The organism is Streptomyces sp. MNU89, from assembly GCF_020982505.1.
In the GTDB taxonomy this organism is placed as follows: domain Bacteria; phylum Actinomycetota; class Actinomycetes; order Streptomycetales; family Streptomycetaceae; genus Streptomyces; species Streptomyces xinghaiensis.
In genome coordinates, this window is record NZ_JAJKLL010000001.1 from 3,775,569 (window position 1) to 3,795,727 (window position 20,159).

The 20,159-nt window shown below is 75.0% G+C and carries 15 protein-coding genes and 3 pseudogenes; 10 read left to right on the forward strand and 8 right to left on the reverse strand.

Going from position 1 to position 20,159, the window contains the following annotated elements:
* Positions 1–153 precede the first annotated feature (153 nt).
* The 5 genes from E4N63_RS16285 to paaA are packed head-to-tail and all read right to left on the reverse strand — an operon-like array spanning position 154 to position 3,951.
* Positions 154–1,278: a 2Fe-2S iron-sulfur cluster-binding protein gene (locus E4N63_RS16285; RefSeq protein WP_230241027.1), complete on the reverse strand. Its 1,125-nt coding sequence runs from the start codon at positions 1,276–1,278 to the stop codon at positions 154–156.
* Positions 1,279–1,782 (reverse strand): 1,2-phenylacetyl-CoA epoxidase subunit PaaD, encoded by a 504-nt coding sequence (gene paaD, locus E4N63_RS16290; protein WP_230242513.1) that lies wholly within the window; start codon positions 1,780–1,782, stop codon positions 1,279–1,281.
* Positions 1,776–2,573, reverse strand: coding sequence for a 1,2-phenylacetyl-CoA epoxidase subunit PaaC (gene paaC, locus E4N63_RS16295; RefSeq protein ID WP_125626234.1), 798 nt, complete (start codon positions 2,571–2,573; stop codon positions 1,776–1,778). Before paaC ends, paaD begins: the two co-directional genes overlap by 7 nt.
* Positions 2,570–2,857, reverse strand: coding sequence for a 1,2-phenylacetyl-CoA epoxidase subunit PaaB (paaB, locus tag E4N63_RS16300; RefSeq protein ID WP_019707329.1), 288 nt, complete (start codon positions 2,855–2,857; stop codon positions 2,570–2,572). Before paaB ends, paaC begins: the two co-directional genes overlap by 4 nt.
* Positions 2,854–3,951, reverse strand: a complete 1,098-nt coding sequence (paaA, locus tag E4N63_RS16305) for a 1,2-phenylacetyl-CoA epoxidase subunit PaaA (protein WP_230241028.1) — start codon at positions 3,949–3,951, stop codon at positions 2,854–2,856. Before paaA ends, paaB begins: the two co-directional genes overlap by 4 nt.
* A gap of 226 nt (positions 3,952–4,177) precedes the next feature.
* Here paaA and E4N63_RS16310 point away from each other — a divergent pair, with 226 nt between their 5' ends.
* The 3 genes from E4N63_RS16310 (at position 4,178) to E4N63_RS16320 (ending at position 6,974) form a co-directional block, all read left to right on the forward strand.
* Positions 4,178–4,894 (forward strand): DUF5819 family protein, encoded by a 717-nt coding sequence (locus tag E4N63_RS16310; RefSeq protein WP_230241029.1) that lies wholly within the window; start codon positions 4,178–4,180, stop codon positions 4,892–4,894.
* Positions 4,891–6,225, forward strand: a complete 1,335-nt coding sequence (locus E4N63_RS16315; protein ID WP_230241030.1) for an HTTM domain-containing protein — start codon at positions 4,891–4,893, stop codon at positions 6,223–6,225. Before E4N63_RS16310 ends, E4N63_RS16315 begins: the two co-directional genes overlap by 4 nt.
* Positions 6,226–6,347: 122 nt before the next feature.
* Positions 6,348–6,974 (forward strand): TrmH family RNA methyltransferase, encoded by a 627-nt coding sequence (locus E4N63_RS16320; RefSeq protein ID WP_125626239.1) that lies wholly within the window; start codon positions 6,348–6,350, stop codon positions 6,972–6,974.
* Between the two features lie 152 nt (positions 6,975–7,126).
* Here E4N63_RS16320 and E4N63_RS16325 read toward each other — a convergent pair whose 3' ends face one another.
* Complete coding sequence (locus E4N63_RS16325; RefSeq protein WP_230241031.1) at positions 7,127–8,503, reverse strand: 6-phospho-beta-glucosidase; 1,377 nt, start codon at positions 8,501–8,503, stop codon at positions 7,127–7,129.
* A 293-nt stretch (positions 8,504–8,796) separates the two neighbouring features.
* Here E4N63_RS16325 and E4N63_RS16330 point away from each other — a divergent pair, with 293 nt between their 5' ends.
* Complete coding sequence (locus E4N63_RS16330; protein WP_019707327.1) at positions 8,797–9,864, forward strand: carbohydrate kinase family protein; 1,068 nt, start codon at positions 8,797–8,799, stop codon at positions 9,862–9,864.
* Between the two features lie 104 nt (positions 9,865–9,968).
* On the opposite strand, the gene paaN is transcribed toward E4N63_RS16330, so the two are convergent.
* A complete protein-coding gene (gene paaN, locus E4N63_RS16335) occupies positions 9,969–11,666 on the reverse strand; it encodes a phenylacetic acid degradation protein PaaN (RefSeq protein WP_125624381.1) in 1,698 nt (565 codons plus the stop codon).
* A gap of 345 nt (positions 11,667–12,011) precedes the next feature.
* Between paaN and E4N63_RS16340 the strand changes: the two are divergent.
* Together E4N63_RS16340 and E4N63_RS16345 are read left to right on the forward strand one after the other, a co-directional pair.
* Positions 12,012–13,520, forward strand: a pseudogene (locus tag E4N63_RS16340) (3-hydroxyacyl-CoA dehydrogenase); the annotation flags it as partial.
* Complete coding sequence (locus tag E4N63_RS16345) at positions 13,517–14,107, forward strand: TetR/AcrR family transcriptional regulator (protein ID WP_125624379.1); 591 nt, start codon at positions 13,517–13,519, stop codon at positions 14,105–14,107. The pseudogene E4N63_RS16340 and the gene E4N63_RS16345, both read left to right, overlap by 4 nt.
* Positions 14,108–14,199: 92 nt before the next feature.
* On the opposite strand, the gene E4N63_RS16350 is transcribed toward E4N63_RS16345, so the two are convergent.
* Complete coding sequence (locus E4N63_RS16350; protein ID WP_125624378.1) at positions 14,200–14,691, reverse strand: Lrp/AsnC family transcriptional regulator; 492 nt, start codon at positions 14,689–14,691, stop codon at positions 14,200–14,202.
* A 196-nt stretch (positions 14,692–14,887) separates the two neighbouring features.
* On the opposite strand from E4N63_RS16350, the gene pdhA reads away from it, so the two are divergent.
* The 4 genes and pseudogenes from pdhA to E4N63_RS16370 all read left to right on the forward strand — a co-directional run bounded on the left by pdhA (position 14,888) and on the right by E4N63_RS16370 (position 19,951).
* The gene (gene pdhA / locus E4N63_RS16355) at positions 14,888–16,069 is read left to right on the forward strand and encodes a pyruvate dehydrogenase (acetyl-transferring) E1 component subunit alpha (RefSeq protein WP_230241033.1); all 1,182 of its coding nucleotides are present in this window, start codon (positions 14,888–14,890) and stop codon (positions 16,067–16,069) included.
* Between the two features lie 53 nt (positions 16,070–16,122).
* Positions 16,123–17,118: an alpha-ketoacid dehydrogenase subunit beta gene (locus E4N63_RS16360; RefSeq protein WP_125624384.1), complete on the forward strand. Its 996-nt coding sequence runs from the start codon at positions 16,123–16,125 to the stop codon at positions 17,116–17,118.
* Positions 17,118–18,810, forward strand: a pseudogene (locus E4N63_RS16365) (dihydrolipoamide acetyltransferase family protein). The gene E4N63_RS16360 and the pseudogene E4N63_RS16365 overlap by 1 nt, the downstream one beginning before the upstream one ends.
* 147 nt (positions 18,811–18,957) lie before the next feature.
* A pseudogene (locus E4N63_RS16370) lies at positions 18,958–19,951 on the forward strand (DUF6457 domain-containing protein).
* Positions 19,952–20,159 lie beyond the last annotated feature (208 nt).

Sequence of the window (20,159 nt, forward strand, 5' to 3'; positions counted from 1 at the left end):
GCGCCGCCCCGGGACCCGGGCGGGCCGCCGGGCACGGAGCCCGGCACAGGCCCGGTCGCGTCCCCCGGGCCCTCGGTACGGCCCCGGCGCTCGGATCGTCAGCCCTCGGCCCCTGCCCGGCCCTTGCCCCAGGCCCTCTGCCCCGGCGGCCGGTCAGCGGTCGAAGTCCAGGGCCACCCGTTCCGTCGCGGGGTGCGACTGGCAGGCCAGCACATAGCCGGCGTCGAGCTCGTCCGGTTCCAGGGCGAAGTTGCGGTCCATCCGCACCTCCCCCGAGACCAGCAGGGCCCGGCAGGTGCCGCAGACGCCGCCCTTGCAGGCGTAGGGGGCGTCCGAGCGGTTGCGCAGCACCGTCTCCAGCAGGGATTCGCCGTTCCGGACCGGCCAGTCGCCGGAGCGGCCGTCGAGGGTCACGGCCAGCGTGCTCTCCTCGGGGCCCGGCGCCGCCGGGGCCGAGGCGGCCGTTCCCTTCCCGGCGGTCACGGTGCCGTTCGTGCCGTCCACGCCGTCCGTGCCGTCCACATGGAAGATCTCCTGATGGACACGGTCGCGCCGGACACCGAGTCCGCGCAGCGCCCGGGAGGCGCCCTCGACCAGCCCGTACGGGCCGCAGAGGAACCATCCGTCGACACGGTCCACGGGCAGCAGCGCCGGGAGGAGGGCCGTCAGCCGCTCCGCGTCGAGCCGGCCGGAGACCGGACCGGTCTGCTGCTGCTCCCGGGAGAAGGTCTGCACGAGCTGGAACCGCCGCGGATGGCGGTCCTTGAGGTCCGCCAGTTCTTCCAGGAACATCGCCGAGGCCGTGGTCCGGTCGCTGCGGACGAGGCAGAAGCGGGCCTCCGGTTCCCGCGCGAGCAGGGTCGCGGCGATGGACAGTACGGGCGTGATGCCGCTGCCGCCGACCACGGCGGCGTACGTCCCGGGGCGCGGGTCGAGGACGAACCGGCCGGCCGGGGTCATCACCTCCAGGGTGTCCCCGGCGGAGAGTTCCTTGAGGGCGTAGGTGGAGAAGGCGCCGCCCTCCACCAGCCGGATGCCCACGCGCAGGGTGTCGGGGCCGTCCGGGCCGGTCACCGGAGCGCAGATCGAGTAGGTGCGGCGGATCTCCGCGCCGTCGAACCGCGTCCGCAGGGTCAGATGCTGCCCCGGGCGGTGGCGGAACGCCGGGCGGAGCCCGGGTGGCACGGCGAAGGTGACGGTGACCGAGTCGTCGGTCAGCCGGTCGACCGCGGCCACGCGCAGCGGATGGAACGCGCCGTGCCGGGCAGCCGCGGTCATCTACAACTCCTTGAAGTGATCGAAGGGTTCGCGGCAGGCGTCACAGCGGCGCAGCGCCTTGCACGCCGTCGAGGAGAAGCGGCTCAGGAGGGTCGTGTCGGTCGAGCCGCAGTTCGGGCAGCGCAGGGACAGCTCCACGGGCACCGGCCCGCCGGCCGCGGCGGGCCCGCTGGGGCGGGGCGGCGCGATGCCGGACTCCCGGAGCTTCCGGCGCCCCTCCGCGCTGATGGCGTCCGTGGTCCATGGCGGGGAGAGGACGGTGCGGACGGTGACCTCGGGTATCCCGTCCTCCCGGAGGACCCGCTCGATGTCGGCGGCCATCGTGCCGACCGCGGGGCAGCCGGTGTAGGTGGGGGTCAGTTCGACCTCGACCCGGCCGGGCCCCAGCAGCCGGAGCCCGCGGACGACGCCCAGCTCGGCCAGCGAGAGCATCGGCAGCTCCGGGTCGGGGACGGAGCCGGCCAGTTCGCGCAGCCGCTCCTCCAGCGCCGTGGCGGTCACCAGGACGCTCCGGGGTGGCTGCGGTGCAGATGCTGCATCTCGGCCAGCATCCGGCCGAAGGGCTCCGTGTGCAGGCCCTGCCGCCCGGCTCCGGCCGCCCAGGCGCTGTGCCGGGGGCCCTCCGGGAGGGGGAGCGCGGCCCGCCGGAACACGTCCGTGATCCGGGCGGACCACTCCGCCTCCAGCTCCGCCGCCGCGGCCGCGTCGAGACCGAGCCCCTCCACCGGCTGGAACAGCTCGCCGGTGAAGCGCCACAGCTCGGTCACACCGGCCGCCATGCGGCGGTGGCTCTCCTCCGTGCCGTCGCCGAGGCGGAGGGTCCACTGCTCGGCGTGGTCGCGGTGGTAGGCGACCTCCTTGACGGCCTTGGCCGCGATCGGGGCGAACGGCCCGCCGCCCTCGGCCAGCCGTCCGTACAGCAGCTCCTGGTACGCGGAGAAGTAGAGCTGGCGGGCGATGGTCCGGGCGAAGTCGCCGTTCGGCTGCTCCACGAGCTGGGTGTTGCGGAAGGCGCGCTCCTCGCGGAGGAAGGCCAGCTCGTCCTCGTCACCGGCGAGGGAGAGCAGCAGCCGGGCCTGGCCGAGCAGATCGAGGGCGATATTGGCGAGCGCGACCTCCTCCTCCAGGACGGGGGCGTGCCCGGCCCACTCCCCCAGCCGGTGGGAGAGGACGAGGGCGTCGTCGCCGAGGGCCAGGGCCGCCGCGGCGGGCGCCCCCGTGAGGAGCTGTCCGGCGGCCGGGTCCCCCGCCGCGGGTGCGCCCGGGGGCGCAGGGGCGTTCGGTGGCGTGCTCACAGATGCCGCACCCCCTCGGGGATCTCGTAGAACGTCGGGTGCCGGTACGGCTTGTCGGCGGAGGGCTCGAAGAAGGAGTCCTTCTCGTCCGGGGAGGAGGCGGTGACGGAGGCGGACGGCACCACCCAGATCGAGACGCCCTCGGCGCGCCGCGTGTAGAGATCGCGGGCGTTGCGCAGGGCCATCTCGGCGTCCGGGGCGTGCAGGCTGCCGGCGTGGGTGTGGGAGAGGCCGCGCCGGCTCCGTACGAAGACCTCCCACAGCGGCCAGTCGTCGTGGCTCATGCGTCCGCCTCTCCGTGTGCGGCGGCCCGCGGCCCGCCGGTGCTCTGCTCGCCGGTCCGCCGCTCGCCGGGCTCCCGCCCGTCCGCGCGGTGCCTGGCGGCGTACGCCGCCGCTGCCTCGCGCACCCAGGCGCCCTCCTCGTGCGCCCGGCGGCGCTGGGAGATCCGCTGGTCGTTGCAGGGGCCGTTGCCGCGCAGGACCTCGCGGAACTCCTGCCAGTCGATCGGACCGAAGTCGTAGTGCCCGCGCTGCTCGTTCCAGGCGAGCTCCGGGTCGGGCAGGGTCAGCCCGAGGGACTCCGCCTGCGGGACGCAGATGTCCACGAAGCGCTGCCGCAGCTCGTCGTTGGAGTGCCGCTTGATCTTCCAGGCCATGGAGCGGTCGCTGTGCGAGGACTCGGCGTCCGGGGGGCCGAACATCATCAGGGAGGGCCACCACCAGCGGTCGACGGCGTCCTGCGCCATCGCGTGCTGGGCCTCGGTGCCCCGGCTGAGGGCGAGCAGGAGTTCGTACCCCTGGCGCTGGTGGAAGGACTCCTCCTTGCAGATCCGCACCATCGCGCGGGCATAGGGCCCGTACGAACAGCGGCACAGCGGGACCTGGTTGGTGATCGCCGCGCCGTCCACCAGCCAGCCGATCGCGCCGACGTCGGCCCAGGTGAGGGTGGGGTAGTTGAAGATGGAGGAGTACCGCTGGCGGCCGCTGTGCAGCTTGTCGAGCAGCTCCGCGCGGCTCACGCCCAGCGTCTCGGCGGCGCTGTAGAGGTACAGGCCGTGGCCGGCCTCGTCCTGCACCTTGGCCATCAGGATCGCCTTGCGGCGCAGCGAGGGGGCGCGGGTGATCCAGTTGGCCTCCGGCTGCATGCCGATGATCTCGGAGTGGGCGTGCTGCGCCATCTGCCGGACCAGGGTGGCGCGGTAGTCGTCCGGCATCCAGTCGCGGGGCTCGATGCGCTCGTCCGCCGCCACCGTCGCCTCGAAGACCGCCCGCGCGGCCTCGGCGCCGGGTGTCTCCGGCGCCGTCCTCCCGGCGGGCGCCGCCGGGCCGGGCGCCGCCCCGGTCCGCGCCGCCGCTGTCGTCCCAGCCGCCGTCATGCCACCCCTCGTTCCCGTCCTCCGGCCCAAGCGGCCACCGACATCCGGCCCCAGTGGGCCACCGTCCTCCGGCCCGGGCGGGCCGCCAACCGACCGATCGTTCGGTTCAATGGTGCGGGGAGGGCTGTGGGGTGTCAAGGCTGTGGATAACCTGACGGGCCTGTGCCGGTCCGGAGCGCGCTGAGTACCGTTCTCCGGGACCGGGGGGAAGCCAGGGAGAGGCGCGATGGACGCACACGAACAGGGAGCGGCGGGGCACGCCGGGGTGGGGGCGCTGTCGTGGCCCGCGCGAATAGCCGTCGCGGTGGCCCTCGGGGGCGTCACGGTGACCGCCCTGGTCCATCTGGCCATGGTGTTCCTGCACGTCGCCCCCGGGAACACGGTCTCCGACCGGCACGGCGGAACGATCGACGGCTACGTCTACCCGGAGTTCGAGCAGAACTGGAAGCTGTTCGCCCCCAACCCGCTCCAGCAGAACATCGCCGTGCAGGCCCGGGCGGAGGTGATGGGGCCCGACGGCGGCGTCTCCGTCACCCGCTGGACCGACCTCACCGCCCGCGACGCGGAGGCCGTCCGCCACAACCCCGTCCCGAGCCACGTCCACCAGAACGAACTCCGCCGTGCCTGGGACTTCTTCACCGGCTCGCACGACGACGAGAACCGGCCGAACGGGCTGCGGGGCGCGCTCTCCGAGGAGTATCTGCGGCGCATCGTCCTCTCCCGGATCGGCCCGGAGACCGCCGGGACCGAGGTACTCCGCGTGCAGGTGCGCTCCGCCACCACTCCGGTGGCCCCGCCCGCCTGGGCCCCTGGCGAGGACGGGACGGCCGGGCGGGAGGACGGCGGTACGGTGCACCGCGAACTCCCGTGGTGGCCGGTCGGCCCCGGTGACGTACCGGGCAGCGCCCGCCCCGGGCAGGCAGCGGTGGTGAGCGGCACATGAGCGTCTCCCGTCTCGCCGGCGCCCTCGCGCGCGGCATCACCCGTGTCACGGGCGGTGCCCTCGGCCCGTACCAGTCCGCCGTGGTGCGGATCGGCTTCTCCTTCACCTGGCTGGTCTTCCTGCTCCGCGAGTGGCCGCACCGCCGGGAGCTGTACGGCCCGGACGGGCCGTGGAGCTGGGACATGGCCCGGCAGCTGACCGACGGCAACGGCGCCTTCACGGTGCTCATGTGGTCCGACGGGCGGCTGTGGTTCGAGACGGTGTACCTGCTGTCCGTGGCGGCGAGCGCGCTGCTGCTGCTCGGCTGGCGCACCCGCACGGTCTCCGTGCTGTTCATGGTGGGCGTGCTGTCGCTGCAGAACCGCAGTGTCTTCATGGGGGACGGCGGGGACAACGTCATCCACCTCATGGCGATCTACCTGGTGCTGACCCGCTGCGGCAGGGTCTGGTCGCTGGACGCCCGCCGTGAGCGGCGGCGGAGGCGGGAGCGGGAGAGCGGCTTCGCGGGCGGAGAGGCGGCGGAGGTCCATGAGGCCGGGGAGGCCGGGGAGACCACTCCGGCCGCCCGAACCGCGGCGCCCCGGGCCCCGCGGGACGTCACGGGCGTCGTCCTCTGGTCGCTGCTCGGCCTCGTCCTCGCTCTGGCGTCCCTCCTCCCCGGCCTGGCCACCGGCTGGGCGGTGGTCTTCTGGGGCCTCTGGCTGGTGCACGCCCTGTGGTGGGCGGTGAACCGGTACGTGCCCGGCGGCGAACTCCGCGCCGTCCTCGACATGACCGCCAACCTCGTCCACAACGCCGCCCTGTTCGTGATCATGGCCGAGGTCTGCCTGATCTACGCGACCGCCGGCTGGTACAAGGTGCAGGGCTCGCGCTGGCAGGACGGCACCGCGCTGCACTACCCGCTCCACCTCGACTACTTCACGCCCTGGCCCGCCCTCTCCGAGGCGCTCGGTTCCAACGGCGTGATGGTGATGCTCATCACCTACGGCACGGTGATCGTCCAGGTCGCCTTCCCGTTCACGCTCTTCAACCGCCGGGTCAAGAACGTCCTGCTGGCCGCGATGATGACCGAGCACTTCGCCATCTCGGTCGTCCTCGGACTGCCCTTCTTCTCGCTGGCGATGATCGCGGCGGACGCGGTGTTCCTGCCGACCGGCTTCCTGCGGTCCACCGGACGGATCGCGGGACGGATCGCAGGACGGATCACCGGCCCGGCCCGCGGCCGGCTGCTGCCCGGCCAGCGGCGGCGCGGCGGCGGCACGGACGGCTCGTCCGGGAAGCCGGCGGCCGGCGACCCGGAGGACCGGCGGCGCCGTACCCTCGTCGGGTGAGCAGCGAGAACCCCTCCCGGACGGAACCACCGGCGGCACCGGACGAGCCGGTACGGGAACCCGGGAGGGAAGCCGAGGGGGAGACCGGCCGGGAGACCGGCCGGGAAGCCCTTTCCGAACCCGTGCAGTACGACGAGGGCTACGCGCCCGGGACCGTCGGCGTCGGGCCGCACCCGAGGCCGTGGCCCGCCGGGGACCGCTGGGACCCGGAGCTGCTCGCGCACGGCGACCGCCGCAACGTCGTCGACCGGTACCGCTACTGGACGCGCGAGGCGATCGTCGCCGACCTGGACACCCGCCGCCACGACTTCCACATCGCCGTCGAGAACTGGGCCCACGACTTCAACATCGGCTCCGTGGTGCGCACCGCCAACGCCTTCCTGGCGAAGGAGGTGCACATCGTCGGACGGCGCCGCTGGAACCGGCGGGGCGCGATGGTCACCGACCGGTACCAGCACGTCCGGCACCACCCGGACACCGCGGACCTCACCGCCTGGGCCGCCGCCGAGGGCCTGCCCGTCATCGGCATCGACAACCTGCCCGGCTCCGTACCGCTGGAGACCACCGTCCTGCCGCGCCGCTGCGTGCTGCTGTTCGGACAGGAGGGGCCGGGGCTCACCGAGGAGGCGCGGAAACACGCCGCCATGGTCTGCTCCATCGCGCAGTTCGGCTCCACCCGGTCGATCAACGCGGGCGCCGCCGCGGCCATCGCCATGCACGCCTGGGTCCAGACGCACGTGTTCGGCTGAGGGCACCCACCCGGCACCCCTCGTTGACGCGGTGACGCGGCTGCGAGGCCCGCCCCGGCTCCGCTGCGGCGGCGCCTCCCCGACCGCGCCCCTTCCCCGTCGCCGGTTCTTCCCTGTCCCCGGTTCTTCCCCGTCCCCGGTCCTCCCGGCGGTCAGCCGCGGAAGCCGCCCGCCGCGTCCAGGATCCGCTCCGCGACCCGCACCGAGTCCACCAGCGGGTGGAGGGCCAGCGCTCGCAGGGCCGCGGTGCGCGAGCCGCTCTCCGCGGCCCCGATCGCCGACCGCTCCACGGCCTTGAGGGTCAGCATCAGCCCGAGCTGGTCCGGTGCCACCGCCCCGGTGGCCAGCGGACGTGCGCCCCCGGCGTCCACCAGGCAGGGCACCTCCACCACGGCGTCCGCGTCGAGCGCCGGCACCGCGCCGCGCCCCGGCACGTTGAGAATCAGCTTGGTCCGTTCGTTGCGGGCGATCGCGCGCATCAGGGCCAGCGCCACCCGGTCGTAGCCGCCGCCGTCGAGGTCGCAGCTGTCGCGCTGCCAGCCGCCGGTCGCCTCGCGGCTCTCGGCCATGTACGTCTCCTCGCGTTCGAGGCGGGTGCGCTCCCACGCCTCGTACGGATCCCCCGCGGCGTCGCCGCCGGCGGCCTCGCCGGCGTAGAAGCGGGCCTGCTGCCGGTGGAGGAACTCGCCCCGGGTGGCCTCGGCGGCGGTCACGGAGGCCACCGTCTCCCGGTTGAAGTAGTAGTAGTGCAGATACTCGTTGGGCAGTGCGCCGAGGGCCCGCAGCCAGTCGGCGCCGAAGAGCTTCCCCTCCTCGAAGGACTCCAGCGCGGCGCGGTCGGCGAGCAGACCGGGCAGCAGATCGCGGCCGTCCACGGTCAGCCGGCGCAGCCAGCCCAGATGGTTGAGGCCGACGTAGTCGTAGTCCGCGCGGTCGGGGTCGGCTCCCAGGGCGCGCGCGGCACGTCGGCACAACCCCACCGGGGAGTCGCAGATGCCGATCACCCGGTCCGGCAGGCCGCGTTCGCGGAAGACGCGGCCCATGGCCTCGGTGACCATGCCCGCCGGGTTGGTGAAGTTGATGACCCAGGCGTCCGGGGCGACCGCGGCGACCCGTTCCGCGATCCGTACCGCCACCGGCAGGGTGCGCAGCCCGTAGAGCACGCCCCCCGCGCCCACCGTCTCCTGGCCCAGCACCCCCTCGGCCAGCGGGATCCGCTCGTCGCGCACCCGGCCCTCCAGACCCCCGACGCGGATCGCGGAGAAGACGAAGTCGGCGCCGCGCAACGCGTCGTCCAGCTCGGTGGTGAGCCGGACCGCGGGCGCGGGGCCGCCGGTGCCGCGGCCGTCCCCGGCGCGGCGGGCGGCCTGGCGGGCGAGCACGGCGCCGATGGCGTCGAGACGGCCGCGGTCGGTGTCGTACAGGACCAGTTCGGTGCAGCGGCCCGCCGGGTCACCGCTGTCGTCGAGCAGCGCCCGGTACACCAGCGGTACGCGGAAACCGCCTCCGCCCAGCACGGTCAGCCTCATGCCTGGACAACCTCCCCATCGCCTACGCAAGGTGTCCGTCACACTAGGGCCTGTCCGGTGGTCCCCCTCGGGTCCGTGACGCCCGGCACCGCGCCGTGCCGCGCCGCCGGGCACGCCCGTGTACGCCCAGTGCGCGGGCGGCCCTCCGCCGTGCGGTGCACCACGGCACCGGACGCCGCGGCCCGGCCGGCGGGCGGGGCCGGACAGGCCCCAGTGAGAGCAGGTCCAGCGAGAGAGGCACGAATGCGTTGAGTAACACCGGAACCGCCCATCCGGCGCCGTCGCGGACGCCGATGGACCCGCTGGCCTCCGTACGGCGCGAGGACGACCCGGTGACGGACGTCTTCCTGACCGGCACCGTCTTCCTCGACATCGTCTTCACCGGGCTCGACCACGCCCCGGTGCGGGGCACCGAGACCTGGGCGCGCGGCATGGGGTCCAGCCCGGGCGGCGCGGCCAACATGGCCACCGCGCTGCGCCGGCTCGGGCTGCGGACGTCACTGGCGGCGGCCTTCGGCGACGACGTCTACGGCGACTACTGCTGGGAGAGCCTCGCGGACTGCGAGGGCATCGACCTCGGGCCCTCCCATCGCGCGCCGGGCTGGCACTCGCCGGTCACCGTCTCCATGGCCTACGAGGGCGAGCGGACGATGGTCTCGCACGGCCACGAGGCGCCCACCCCGTGCGTCAGCGTCGCCGAACGGCCGCGCTCCCTGGCCTGTGTGGCCTCGCTCGACCCGGGCCGGCGGCTGGACGACTGGGTGCGCCGGGCCCATGGCGAGGGAAGCAAGATCTTCGCCGATGTGGGCTGGGATGGAAGCGGTGTCTGGGATCCGGACACCCTCGCGGACCTGACGCACTGCCACGCCTTCCTGCCCAACGCCACCGAGGCCCAGCACTACACCCGTACCGACAGCCCCGAGGCGGCGGTGCGGGCGCTGGCCGAGCTGGTGCCCGTCGCGGTGGTCACCAAGGGGGCCGCGGGCGCGGTCGCCGTCGACGGCCTCACCGGGGAGAGCGCCGATGTGCCGGCCCTCGGGGTGGACGCCCTCGACCCGACCGGCGCGGGCGATGTCTTCATGGCGGGCTTCATCACCGGCACCCTGGCCGGCTGGCCGCTCGCCGACCGGCTCTCCTTCGCCAATCTCACCGCCGCGCTGTCCGTACAGCACTTCGGCGGATCGCTCTCCGCCCCCGGCTGGGCCGAGGTCGCCGCCTGGTGGCAGTACGCCATCAAGTGCGGCGGGCAGAGCGACGAGGTGATGCGGCGCTACCGCTTCCTCGCCGATCTGCTGCCCGCGGGCACCGCCGACTGGCCGCTCCGGCGTGCCACCCCGACGATCGGTTTCCGCGCCACCTGAGCGGACCGCGGGCGGCCCGGGAACGGCCGCCCGCGGCGCAGCCGCCGCCGGGGTCACAGGACTCCGGCGGCAGCTGCGCCCTACCGGGGCACCGGACTCCGCGCTCAGGCGGGCCGGCGCACCTCGACGGTGCGGAAGCGGTTCGCCACGAAGGCCGCGTCGCACAGCGCGGCGTTCGCTGCCGGGTTTCCGCCGGAGCCGTGGAAGTCGGAGAAGGCCGCGGTCTGGTTGACGTAGACCCCGCCGGTCAGGTTGAGCGACAGCTGGGCGCACTCCTCCAGGCAGACCTCCTCCACCAGCCGTTCCACCTCCTCGGAGGTGGTGTACGCGGCGACGGTCATCGCCCCGTGCTCCCGGACGGTGCGGCGCAGCAGTTCGATTCCGTCGGCCGTGGAGTCCACGGCGACGGCGAAGGCCACCGGGCCGAAGCACTCGCCGAGGAAGGCCGGCCGGTCCCCGGCGCCCTCCCAGCGTTTCCGGGCGCCGTCGAGCTTGACCACGACCGGGGTGCGGACCGTGGCGCCGGGGAACTCCGGGTTGGCGACCGCGCGGGAGGCGAGAGCGGTCTCGCCCAGTCCGCCGGCCTCCTCGACGCGCTTCTCCACCTGCGGGTTGACGAGGGCGCCGAGCAGGGCGTTCGCCCGGGCGTCGTCACCGAGGAGCTTGTCCACGGCGGCCGCCAGGTCCGCCACCACCTCGTCGTAGGACTTGGGGCCGGCGTCCGTGGTGATGCCCTCGCGCGGGATGAGGAGGTTCTGCGGGGTGGTGCACATCTGGCCGCTGTAGAGCGAGAGGGAGAAGGCGAGGTTGGCCAGCATGCCGCGATAGTCGCCGGTCGAGTCGATGACGACCGTGTTGACCCCGGCCTTCTCGGTGTACACCTGCGCCTGGACGGCGTTCTCCTCCAGCCAGTCGCCGAACGAGGAGGAGCCGGTGTAGTCGATGATGCGGATCTCCGGCCTGGTGGCCAGCGTCTTCGCCAGGCCCTCCCCGGGCAGCTCCGCGGCCAGCGCCACCAGATTGGGGTCGAAGCCGGCCTCCGCCAGGACCTCGCGGGCCGCCGCGACGGTCAGGGCGAGTGGCAGCACGGCGCGCGGATGCGGTTTGACCAGCACCGGGTTGCCGGTGGCCAGGGAGGCGAACAGGCCGGGGTAGCCGTTCCAGGTGGGGAAGGTGTTGCAGCCGATGAGCAGCGAGACGCCGCGCGCCACGGGCGTGAAGGTCTTGGTCAGTTCGAGGGGGTCGCGCCTGCCCTGCGGCTTGGACCACTCCGCGCGCTCCGGTACCCGGGTCTGCTCGGCGCAGGCGTACGCCACCGCCTCCAGGCCCCGGTCCTGGGCGTGCGGTCCGCCGGCCTGGAAGGCCATCAGGAAGGCCTGGCCGGAGGTGTGCATCACGGCGTGCGCGAACTCATGGGTGCGGGCGCTGATCCGGGCCAGGATCTCCAGGCAGACCAGGGCGCGCGTCTCCGCGCCAGCCCGCCGCCAGTCGCCCATGCCGGCCCGCATGGCGGGCAGCAGCACCTCCGCGTCGGGGTGCGGGTACTCCACGCCGAGTTCGGTGCCGTACGGCGAGACCTCGCCGCCCGTCCAGGCGTCGGTGCCCGGCTGGTCCAGCTCCAGGCGGCGGCCGAGCAGCGCCTCGAAGGCGGCCCTGCCCTCCTCGGCGGCGTTCTCGCCGTAGGCCTTCGGATGCTCCGGGTGGGGCGACCAGTACGCCCGCGTCCGGATGGCCTCCAGGGCCCGGTCGAGGGTGGGGCGGTGCCTCTCGGCGAGCTGGTGTGCGGTGAGATGGGGGGCCATGTCTGACCAACTCCTCGTCGAGCCGGAATGACGGCGCGCGTGAGCGCTCCGCGGGGACGGTGGGGTCTCGGGTGGGACGTGGATGCGGGAACGGCTTTAGAGTAACCGAACGATCGGTCGGGACAAGGGGCTGTGGAAAACTCCGGAAACCCCTCGTCCCCGGGGTGAAAGGGATGTGCGCATGACCGCAGCCGAGCCGACGCCGGCCCCCGGTGGGAAGGCCCGGGCGGACTCCGTCCGGCCCTCCGGGGACGCGGCCCCGCGGCCCCGCGCCCTGCCTCCGTCCCGCGCCGCCGGCGCCCCGGCCGCCGGCACCGCCCCTGTCACCGCCCCCTCGGCACCGACCGGACGGTCGCCGTCGTCGGCACCGGCACCATGGGCGCCGGCATCGCCCAGGTCGCCCTCGTGGCCGGGCATCCCGTCCGGCTGTACGACGCCGTGCCCGGCCGGGCCGCAGAGGCCGCCGAGGGCATCGCCGCGCGCCTCGGCCGGCTGGTGGAGAAGGGGCGCATGACGCCCGCCGACCGCGACGCGGCCCGCGCCCGCCTCACCCCCGCCGCCGGGATCGCCGAACTCGCCGACGCCGCACTGGTCGTGGAGGCCGTCGCCGAGGACGCCGAGGTCAAGCGGGGCCTCTTCACGGCCCTGGAGGAGGTCGTCGCGGACGACTGCCTGCTGGCGACCAACACCTCCTCGCTCTCCGTCACCGCCGTGGCGGGCGCCCTGCGGCGGCCGGGCCGCTTCCTGGGACTGCACTTCTTCAACCCGGCGCCGCTGCTGCCGCTCGTCGAGGTCGTCAGCGGCTTCGCCACCGACGCCTCGGCGGCCGCCCGCGCGTACGCCACGGCCGCCGCCTGGGGGAAGACCCCGGTGCGCTGCACGGACACCCCCGGCTTCATCGTGAACCGGGTCGCGCGCCCGTTCTACGCCGAGGCGTTCCGGGTGTACGAGGAGCGGGCCGCCGACCCGGCCACCGTCGACGCCGTCCTGCGCGAGTCCGGCGGCTTCCGGATGGGCCCCTTCGAACTGACCGACCTCATCGGCCAGGACGTCAACGAGGCCGTCACGTGCTCCGTGTGGGAGTCCTTCTTCCGGGACCCGAGGTTCACGCCCTCCCTCGCCCAGCGGCGGCTGGTGGAGTCCGGGCTGCACGGCCGCAAGTCCGGCCGAGGCTGGTACGCGTACGGCGAGGACGCCGAGCGGCCCGCCCCGCACACCGCGCCGCCGTGCGAGGCCCCCGCCGAGGTCACGGTCCACGGTGACCTCGGCCCGGCCGCGCCGCTGCCCGGGCTGATCGAGGAGGCCGGCATCGGGATCACCCGCGGCGAGGCCGCCCGCGCCGGCGCCGGGGCGGGGTTCATCGCCCTGCCCGGCGGCACCCGGCTCGCCCTGACCGACGGCTCCCCGGCCACCACCGACACCGCCGGCACGCTCATCACCTTCGACCTCGCGCTGGACTACCGCACCGCGGCCCGTATCGCGCTCGCCCCCTCGGAGCGGGCCGGTCCGGAGGCGGTCGCGGCGGCCATCGGGCTGTTCCAGGCGCTGGGCAAGCAGGTCAGCGTGGTCGGTGACGTACCCGGCCTGATCGTCGCCCGCACGGTCGCCCTGCTCGTGGACTTCGCCGCCGACGCGGTGGGCCGCGGGGTGGCGAGCGCCGAGGACACCGACACCGCCCTGCGGCTGGGCGTCAACTACCCCCGCGGGCCGCTGGAGTGGGGTGACGCGCTGGGCGCCCGCTGGGTGCGGGACGTCCTGCTGAACCTCCACCGGGTGTACCCCACCGGCCGCTACGCCCCGTCCCCGTACCTGCTCCGCCGGGCCGCCGCCGGACAGAACCTGCTTGAATCGTGACCATGACCAAGCGCGACACCTACACGCCCGAATCGCTCCTCGCGGTCGCCGTCGGGGTGTTCAACGAGCGCGGTTACGACGGCACCTCCATGGAGCACCTCTCGCGGGCCGCGGGGATCTCCAAGTCGTCGATCTACCACCATGTGCGCGGCAAGGAGGAGCTGCTGCGGCTGGCCATAAGCCGGGCGCTGGACGGCCTCTTCGCCGTGCTCGACGAACCGGGCGCCCGGGAGGGCCGGGCGGTGGAGCGGCTCGAGCACGTGACCCGGCGCACCGCCGAGGTGCTGATGGCGGAGCTCCCCTACGTCACCCTGCTGCTGCGGGTGCGCGGAAACACGGGCACCGAGCGCTGGGCCATGGAGCGGCGCCGGGAGTTCGACCAGCGGGTCGCGGCCCTGCTGAAGCAGGCGGCGGCGGACGGCGATCTGCGCGAGGACGTCGACGCGCGGCTCGCCACCCGCCTCCTCTTCGGCATGATCAACTCCATCGCGGAGTGGTACCGCCCGGACGGCGGCGGGGCGGCGGAGCGCGAACGGGTCGCGGACGCGGTGGTGCTGCTGGCCTTCGGCGGTCTGCGCACCTCCTGAACGGAGCGCACCGGCCGGGCCGGCTCCGGCCCCGGTTCCGGCCGGACGTGCCGGACTCGCGCGGGGCGCCGGGGCCCGGGCCCGGACGGGCCCTACGGCTCCGGGCCCAGGTCCGTCTCCTCGAAGACGAGCAGGGTGCGGGTGCTGAGCACCTCCGGGATCGACTGGATCTTCGTGAGCACCAGCTCCCGCAGCGCCCGGTTGTCCTCGGTGTGCACCAGCAGCAGAACGTCGAAGTCCCCGCTGACCAGGGCGATGTGGGCGGCACCCGGCAGCTCCTGCAGTTGTTCGCGGACCCGGCGCCAGGAGTTCTGCACGATCTTGAGGGTGATGTACGCGGACGCGCCCTGGCCGGCCCGTTCCTGGTCGACCCGGGCGCTGAAGCCGCGGATCACCCCGTCCTCGATGAGGCGGTTGATGCGGGCGTAGGCGTTGGCGCGCGAGACGTGCACCTGCTCGGCGACGGACCGTATGGAGGCACGGCCGTCCGCGCGCAGGATCTGCAGGATGTCGCGGTCGATGGAGTCGAGCGGCCGCGCGGGGGGTCTGGGCCCGTCATCGGCGGCCATCTGTTCAGCCGGCATTTCCCTGCGCCACCCCCTCCTGGACGTCCTGTACACATCCCACGTTGTGGAAAACCGTTTGTCCACAGGCTGGGGCCGCCTGTAGCCAAACTGTGCCGACGGACCGAACAATCGGTAGGGGAGTCCACCCCGCTCCGCGCTCGAAGCCGCCCGCCCCCGGCGCATCCCGCCGGGGCAGTTCAGGAGGTGTTCGTCCATGACGGTCCTGCAGCAGACCGCCGCGTCCGCCCGGCCGGTCCCGCCGCCCGCCTGGCGGCCCCGCACCGATCCCGCTCCCCTGCTGCCGGACCAGGAGCCGTTCCGCGTGCTGGGCACGCCCGCGGCCCGCGACGCCGACCCGGCGCTGCTGAAGCGCCTCTACGCCGCCCTCGTGCTCGGCCGCCGCTACAACACGCAGGCCACGGCCCTCACCCGGCAGGGCCGGCTCGCCGTCTACCCGTCCAGCACCGGCCAGGAGGCGTGCGAGGTCGCCGCCGGACAGGTCCTGGCCGAGCGCGACTGGCTCTTCCCCAGCTACCGCGACACCCTCGCCGCCGTGTCCCGCGGTCTCGACCCGGTTCAGGCACTGACCCTGCTGCGCGGCGACTGGCACACCGGCTACGACCCCCGCGAGCACCGGGTGGCCCCGCTCTCCACCCCGCTCGCCACCCAGCTCCCGCACGCCGTGGGCCTGGCGCACGCCGCCCGCCTCAAGGGGGACGACGTCGTGGCGCTCGCCATGGTCGGCGACGGCGGCACCAGCGAGGGCGACTTCCACGAGGCGCTGAACTTCGCCGCCGTCTGGCGGGCCCCGGTCGTCTTCCTCGTCCAGAACAACGGCTTCGCCATCTCCGTACCGCTCGCCAAGCAGACCGCGGCGCCCTCCCTGGCGCACAAGGGCGTCGGCTACGGCATCCCCGGCCGCCTGGTCGACGGCAACGACGCCGCCGCCGTCCACACCGTCCTGGACGAGGCGGTGCGGCGCGCCCGCGGCGGGGGCGGGCCCACGCTCGTCGAGGCCGTCACCTACCGCATGGAGGCGCACACCAACGCCGACGACGCCACTCGCTACCGGGAGGCGGACGAGGTCGAGACCTGGCGCGGCCACGACCCGATAGCGCTGCTGGAACGCGAGTTGCGGGAAGCGGGGCAGCTCGGCGACGCGGACGTGGCGGCCGCGCGGGAGGCGGCCGAGGAGATGGCCGCCGGCCTGCGGGCCCGGATGAACGAGGAGCCGGTGACCGACCCCATGGATCTCTTCGCGCACGTCTACGCCCGGCGCACCTCGCAACTGCGCGAGCAGGCCGAGCAGTTGCGCGCCGAGCTGGAAGCCGCCGAGGAGACGGACGGGACGGAGCAGACGGAGCAGACGGAGCAGACGGGGGAGGACCACCGGTGACCACCGCACCGGCCGCCGAGAGGCCGGCCACGACGACCCGCAGGCCCGCCACCATGGCGCAGGCCCTCAACCGCGCCCTGCGCGACGCGATGGCCGCCGACGCGGCGGTGCACGTCCTCGGTGAGGACGTCGGTCCGCTGGGCGGCGTCTTCCGGATCACCGACGGGCTGGCCGCCGAGTTCGGCGACGACCGCTGCGCCGACACCCCGCTGGCGGAGGCGGGCATCCTCGGCACGGCCGTCGGCATGGCGATGTACGGGCTGCGGCCGGTCGTCGAGATGCAGTTCGACGCCTTCGCCTATCCCGCTTTCGAACAACTGCTCAGCCATGTGGCGAAGATGCGGAACCGCACGCGCGGTGCCATGCCGCTGCCCATCACGGTGCGGGTGCCGTACGGCGGCGGCATCGGCGGCGTCGAACACCACAGCGACTCCTCCGAGGCCTACTACATGGCGACGCCCGGCCTCCACGTCGTCACCCCCTCCACGGTCGCCGACGCCTACGGCCTGCTCCGCGCCGCCATCGCCTCCGACGACCCGGTGGTCTTCCTGGAGCCCAAGCGGCTCTACTGGTCCAAGGCCGACTGGTCGCCGGAGTCGCCGGAGACCGTCGCCCCCATCGGCCGCGCGGCGGTCCGCCGCACCGGCCGCTCGGCCACGCTCATCTCCTACGGCCCGTCCGTGCCCGTCTGCCTGGAGGCGGCCGAGGCGGCCCGCGAGGAGGGCTGGGAGCTGGAGGTCGTCGATCTGCGCTCCCTGGTGCCGTTCGACGACGAGACGGTGACCGCCTCCGTCCGCCGCACCGGCCGGGCCGTCGTGGTGCACGAGGCCACCGGATTCGCCGGCCCCGGCGCGGAGATCGCCGCCCGGGTCACCGAACGCTGCTTCCACCATCTGGAGGCCCCGGTGCTCCGCGTCACCGGGTTCGACATCCCGTATCCGCCGCCCATGCTGGAGAAGCACCATCTGCCCGGCGTCGACCGCGTCCTCGACGCGGTGGCCCGGCTCCAGTGGGAGGCGGACTTCACCGGCCGCGAGGGGGCGCGCTGATGGCCGCCGTCCGTGAATTCGCGCTGCCCGACCTGGGCGAGGGGCTGACCGAGGCGGAGATCGTCCGCTGGCTGGTGGAGGTGGGCGACGTCGTCGCCGTCGACCAGCCCGTCGTCGAGGTGGAGACGGCCAAGGCCATGGTGGAGGTCCCCTGCCCCTACGCGGGGGTGGTCACGGCCCGCTTCGGCGAGGAGGGCACGGAACTCCCGGTCGGCGCGGCGCTGCTGACGGTCGCCGTGGGCGCGGGGCCCGCGGCGGGCGGCGGCGCGGGCTCCGGCGGCTCCGCCCGTTCCGGCGGCCCGGCCGCTTCCGGGGAGCAGGGGCCGGAGGGCTCCCGTGCGCCCGCGGCGGGGACGGGCGACGGACGGGCGGCCGGTGAAGGCTCCGGCAACGTCCTCGTCGGCTACGGCACCGGCGTGCCTCCCGCGCGCCGCCGCCGGGTCCGTCCCACCACGGGCTTCGGCGCCCGCGGCACCACGGGGCGGGCCGCGCCCCGGCGGCCCCGGGAGACACCCGTTCCCGGAACGGCTCCCGCCCCGCGGGCGGCTCCGGCCGCACCGGGTACGGCGGGACGGGCTTCCGCGAGCCGGGGTGGAGACCGGCCCCGGTACCACCGCCGGACCGGTGCACGGCGCTGCCCTCGGCCCCGGCACGGCCGGTGCCGCCGGCGCGGACGGAGGCGCTGCCGGGACGGACGGGCGGGACGGACCGGTGGCCGTCATCTCCCCGCTGGTCAGGCGGCTGGCCCGGGAACACGGCCTCGACCTGCGGCAGTTGGCGGGCTCCGGTCCCGAGGGGCTGATCCTCCGCGCCGATGTCGAGAGCGCGGTGCGGCGGGCCGCCGGGCGGACCGGCCCGGTCGCTCCGGCCACGGCACCGGAGACGCCGGCCCCCGCGGAGCCGCGCACGGCCGGGACCGGTGCCGGAGGCGGCGGGGAGCCGCCGTCCTCCGCGGCGCGTACGGGGACCCCACCGGCGACCGCGGCGGCCGGGCGGGGCCTGCGCTCCGAGCGGATCCCGCTGCGCGGCATCCGGGGGGCCGTAGCCGACAAGCTGTCCCGCAGCCGGCGCGAGATCCCGGACGCCACGACCTGGGTCGACGCCGACGCCACCGAACTGCTGGCGGCGCGGTCGGCGATGAACACCCCGGGACGCCCCAAGGTGTCGCTGCCCGCGCTGCTGGCCCGGATCTGCACGGCGGCCCTCGCCGAGTACCCGGAGCTGAACTCGACCGTGGACACCGCGGCCCGCGAGGTCGTCCGGCTCCCGGCCGTGCACCTCGGGTTCGCGGCGCAGACCGACCGGGGCCTGATGGTGCCGGTGATCCGGGACGCCCACACCCTCGGCGCCGCCGCGCTGTCGGAGGAGTTCGCCCGGCTCACGGAGTCCGCCCGCGCGGGACGGCTGACCCCCGCCGAGCTGACCGGCGGCACCTTCACCCTCAACAACTACGGGGTCTTCGGCGTCGACGGCTCCACACCGATCATCAACCACCCGGAGGCGGCCATGCTCGGCGTCGGCCGGATCGCCCCGAAACCCTGGGTGCACCGGGGGGAGCTGGCCGTGCGGCAGGTGGTGCAGCTGTCGCTCACCTTCGACCACCGGGTCTGCGACGGCGGCACGGCCGGCGGCTTCCTGCGCCACGTGGCCGACTGCGTGGAGCAACCGGCCCTGCTCCTGCGCACGCTCTGACGCGGCCCGTGCCGGTCGGAACGGAACGCGCCACGCGGGACACGGGACGCCGGGCGGGGCCGCGGGGGCCGGAGGCCGGCCGGTTGTCCGGGCCGGCCGGCCCCCGGTGATACTCGGGGCATGACTGTGCTGGTGTACGACGCCGTGGTGCTGGCCGGCGGGGCCGCGAAGCGGCTGGGCGGGGCCGACAAGCCCGGACTGCGGGTGGGCGGCCGCCCCCTGCTGGACCGGGTGCTGGACGCCTGCGCGGACGCGGCCGGGACGGTCGTCGTGGGCTCGCGCCGACCGACCGTACGGCCTGTGCGCTGGACGTTCGAACAGCCGCCGGGCGGCGGGCCCCTGGCGGCGCTCGACGCGGGCGTCCGCCACGCCACCGCCCCGGTCGTGCTCGCCCTCTCCGCCGATCTCCCCTTTCTGACGGCGGACACCGTACGAGCCCTGCTCACCGCCCTCGACGTGCCGTACGCGGACACCGGCACGGACGCGGGCACGGAGACGGACACGGGCGCGGGGGCCGGCACGGGCGCGGCGACGGGCACGGGCCGGGAGGCCGCCGCCCCGCAGCCGCCCGCCCGGCCCGCCGCCCGGAGAGCCCGTACCGCCCGGCCGCCCGGCCCGCCCCGACGGCGTGCTGCTGACCGACGCCGACGGCCGGGACCAGCCCCTCGTCGCCGTCTACCGCACCGAGCCGCTGCGCCGCGAACTCGCCCTGATCGCGGCCGAACACGGCGGCCTCGCGCACCTCCCGCTGCGCCTGCTCACCGCGGACCTGTCGCTCCGCCGCCTGCCGGCCCCCGACCCCGCCGCGGCCTTCGACTGCGACACCTGGGACCACCTTGCCGCTGCACGGGCCCGCATCAGGGACCATGGGCGGGTGTTGGACGAATGGATTTCCGAAGTCAAGAAGGAACTCGGCATCGAGCTGGACGTGGACACCGCCGCGCTTCTCGATCTCGCCCGTGACGCCGCCCACGGGGTGGCCCGGCCCGCCGCGCCGCTCACCACCTTCCTGGTGGGCTACGCGGCAGGTCATTCCGGGGGCGGTCCCGAGCAGGTGCTGGCCAATGTCCGCCGGGCCGCGGCACTCGCCGCGCGCTGGGCCGAGGAGGCGGGCGAGGATCCGGGGAAGAACACGGAATGACACACCGGGGAGCGGACCGCGGTGCCGCCGGCGCCGACCGGGACGTCGACGAGGCCCTCGCGATCGCCAACGACGGCCCGCCGTCGCCGCGTACGGCCGCGGCACCGTCCGCGGGATCCGTCGCGGAGCCGGCGGCGCCTCCCGCCGGGGCACGCCCCGAACCGGCCGCCGCGGCACCCGGCGGGTCCGGCGGACCGTCCGCCGGGCC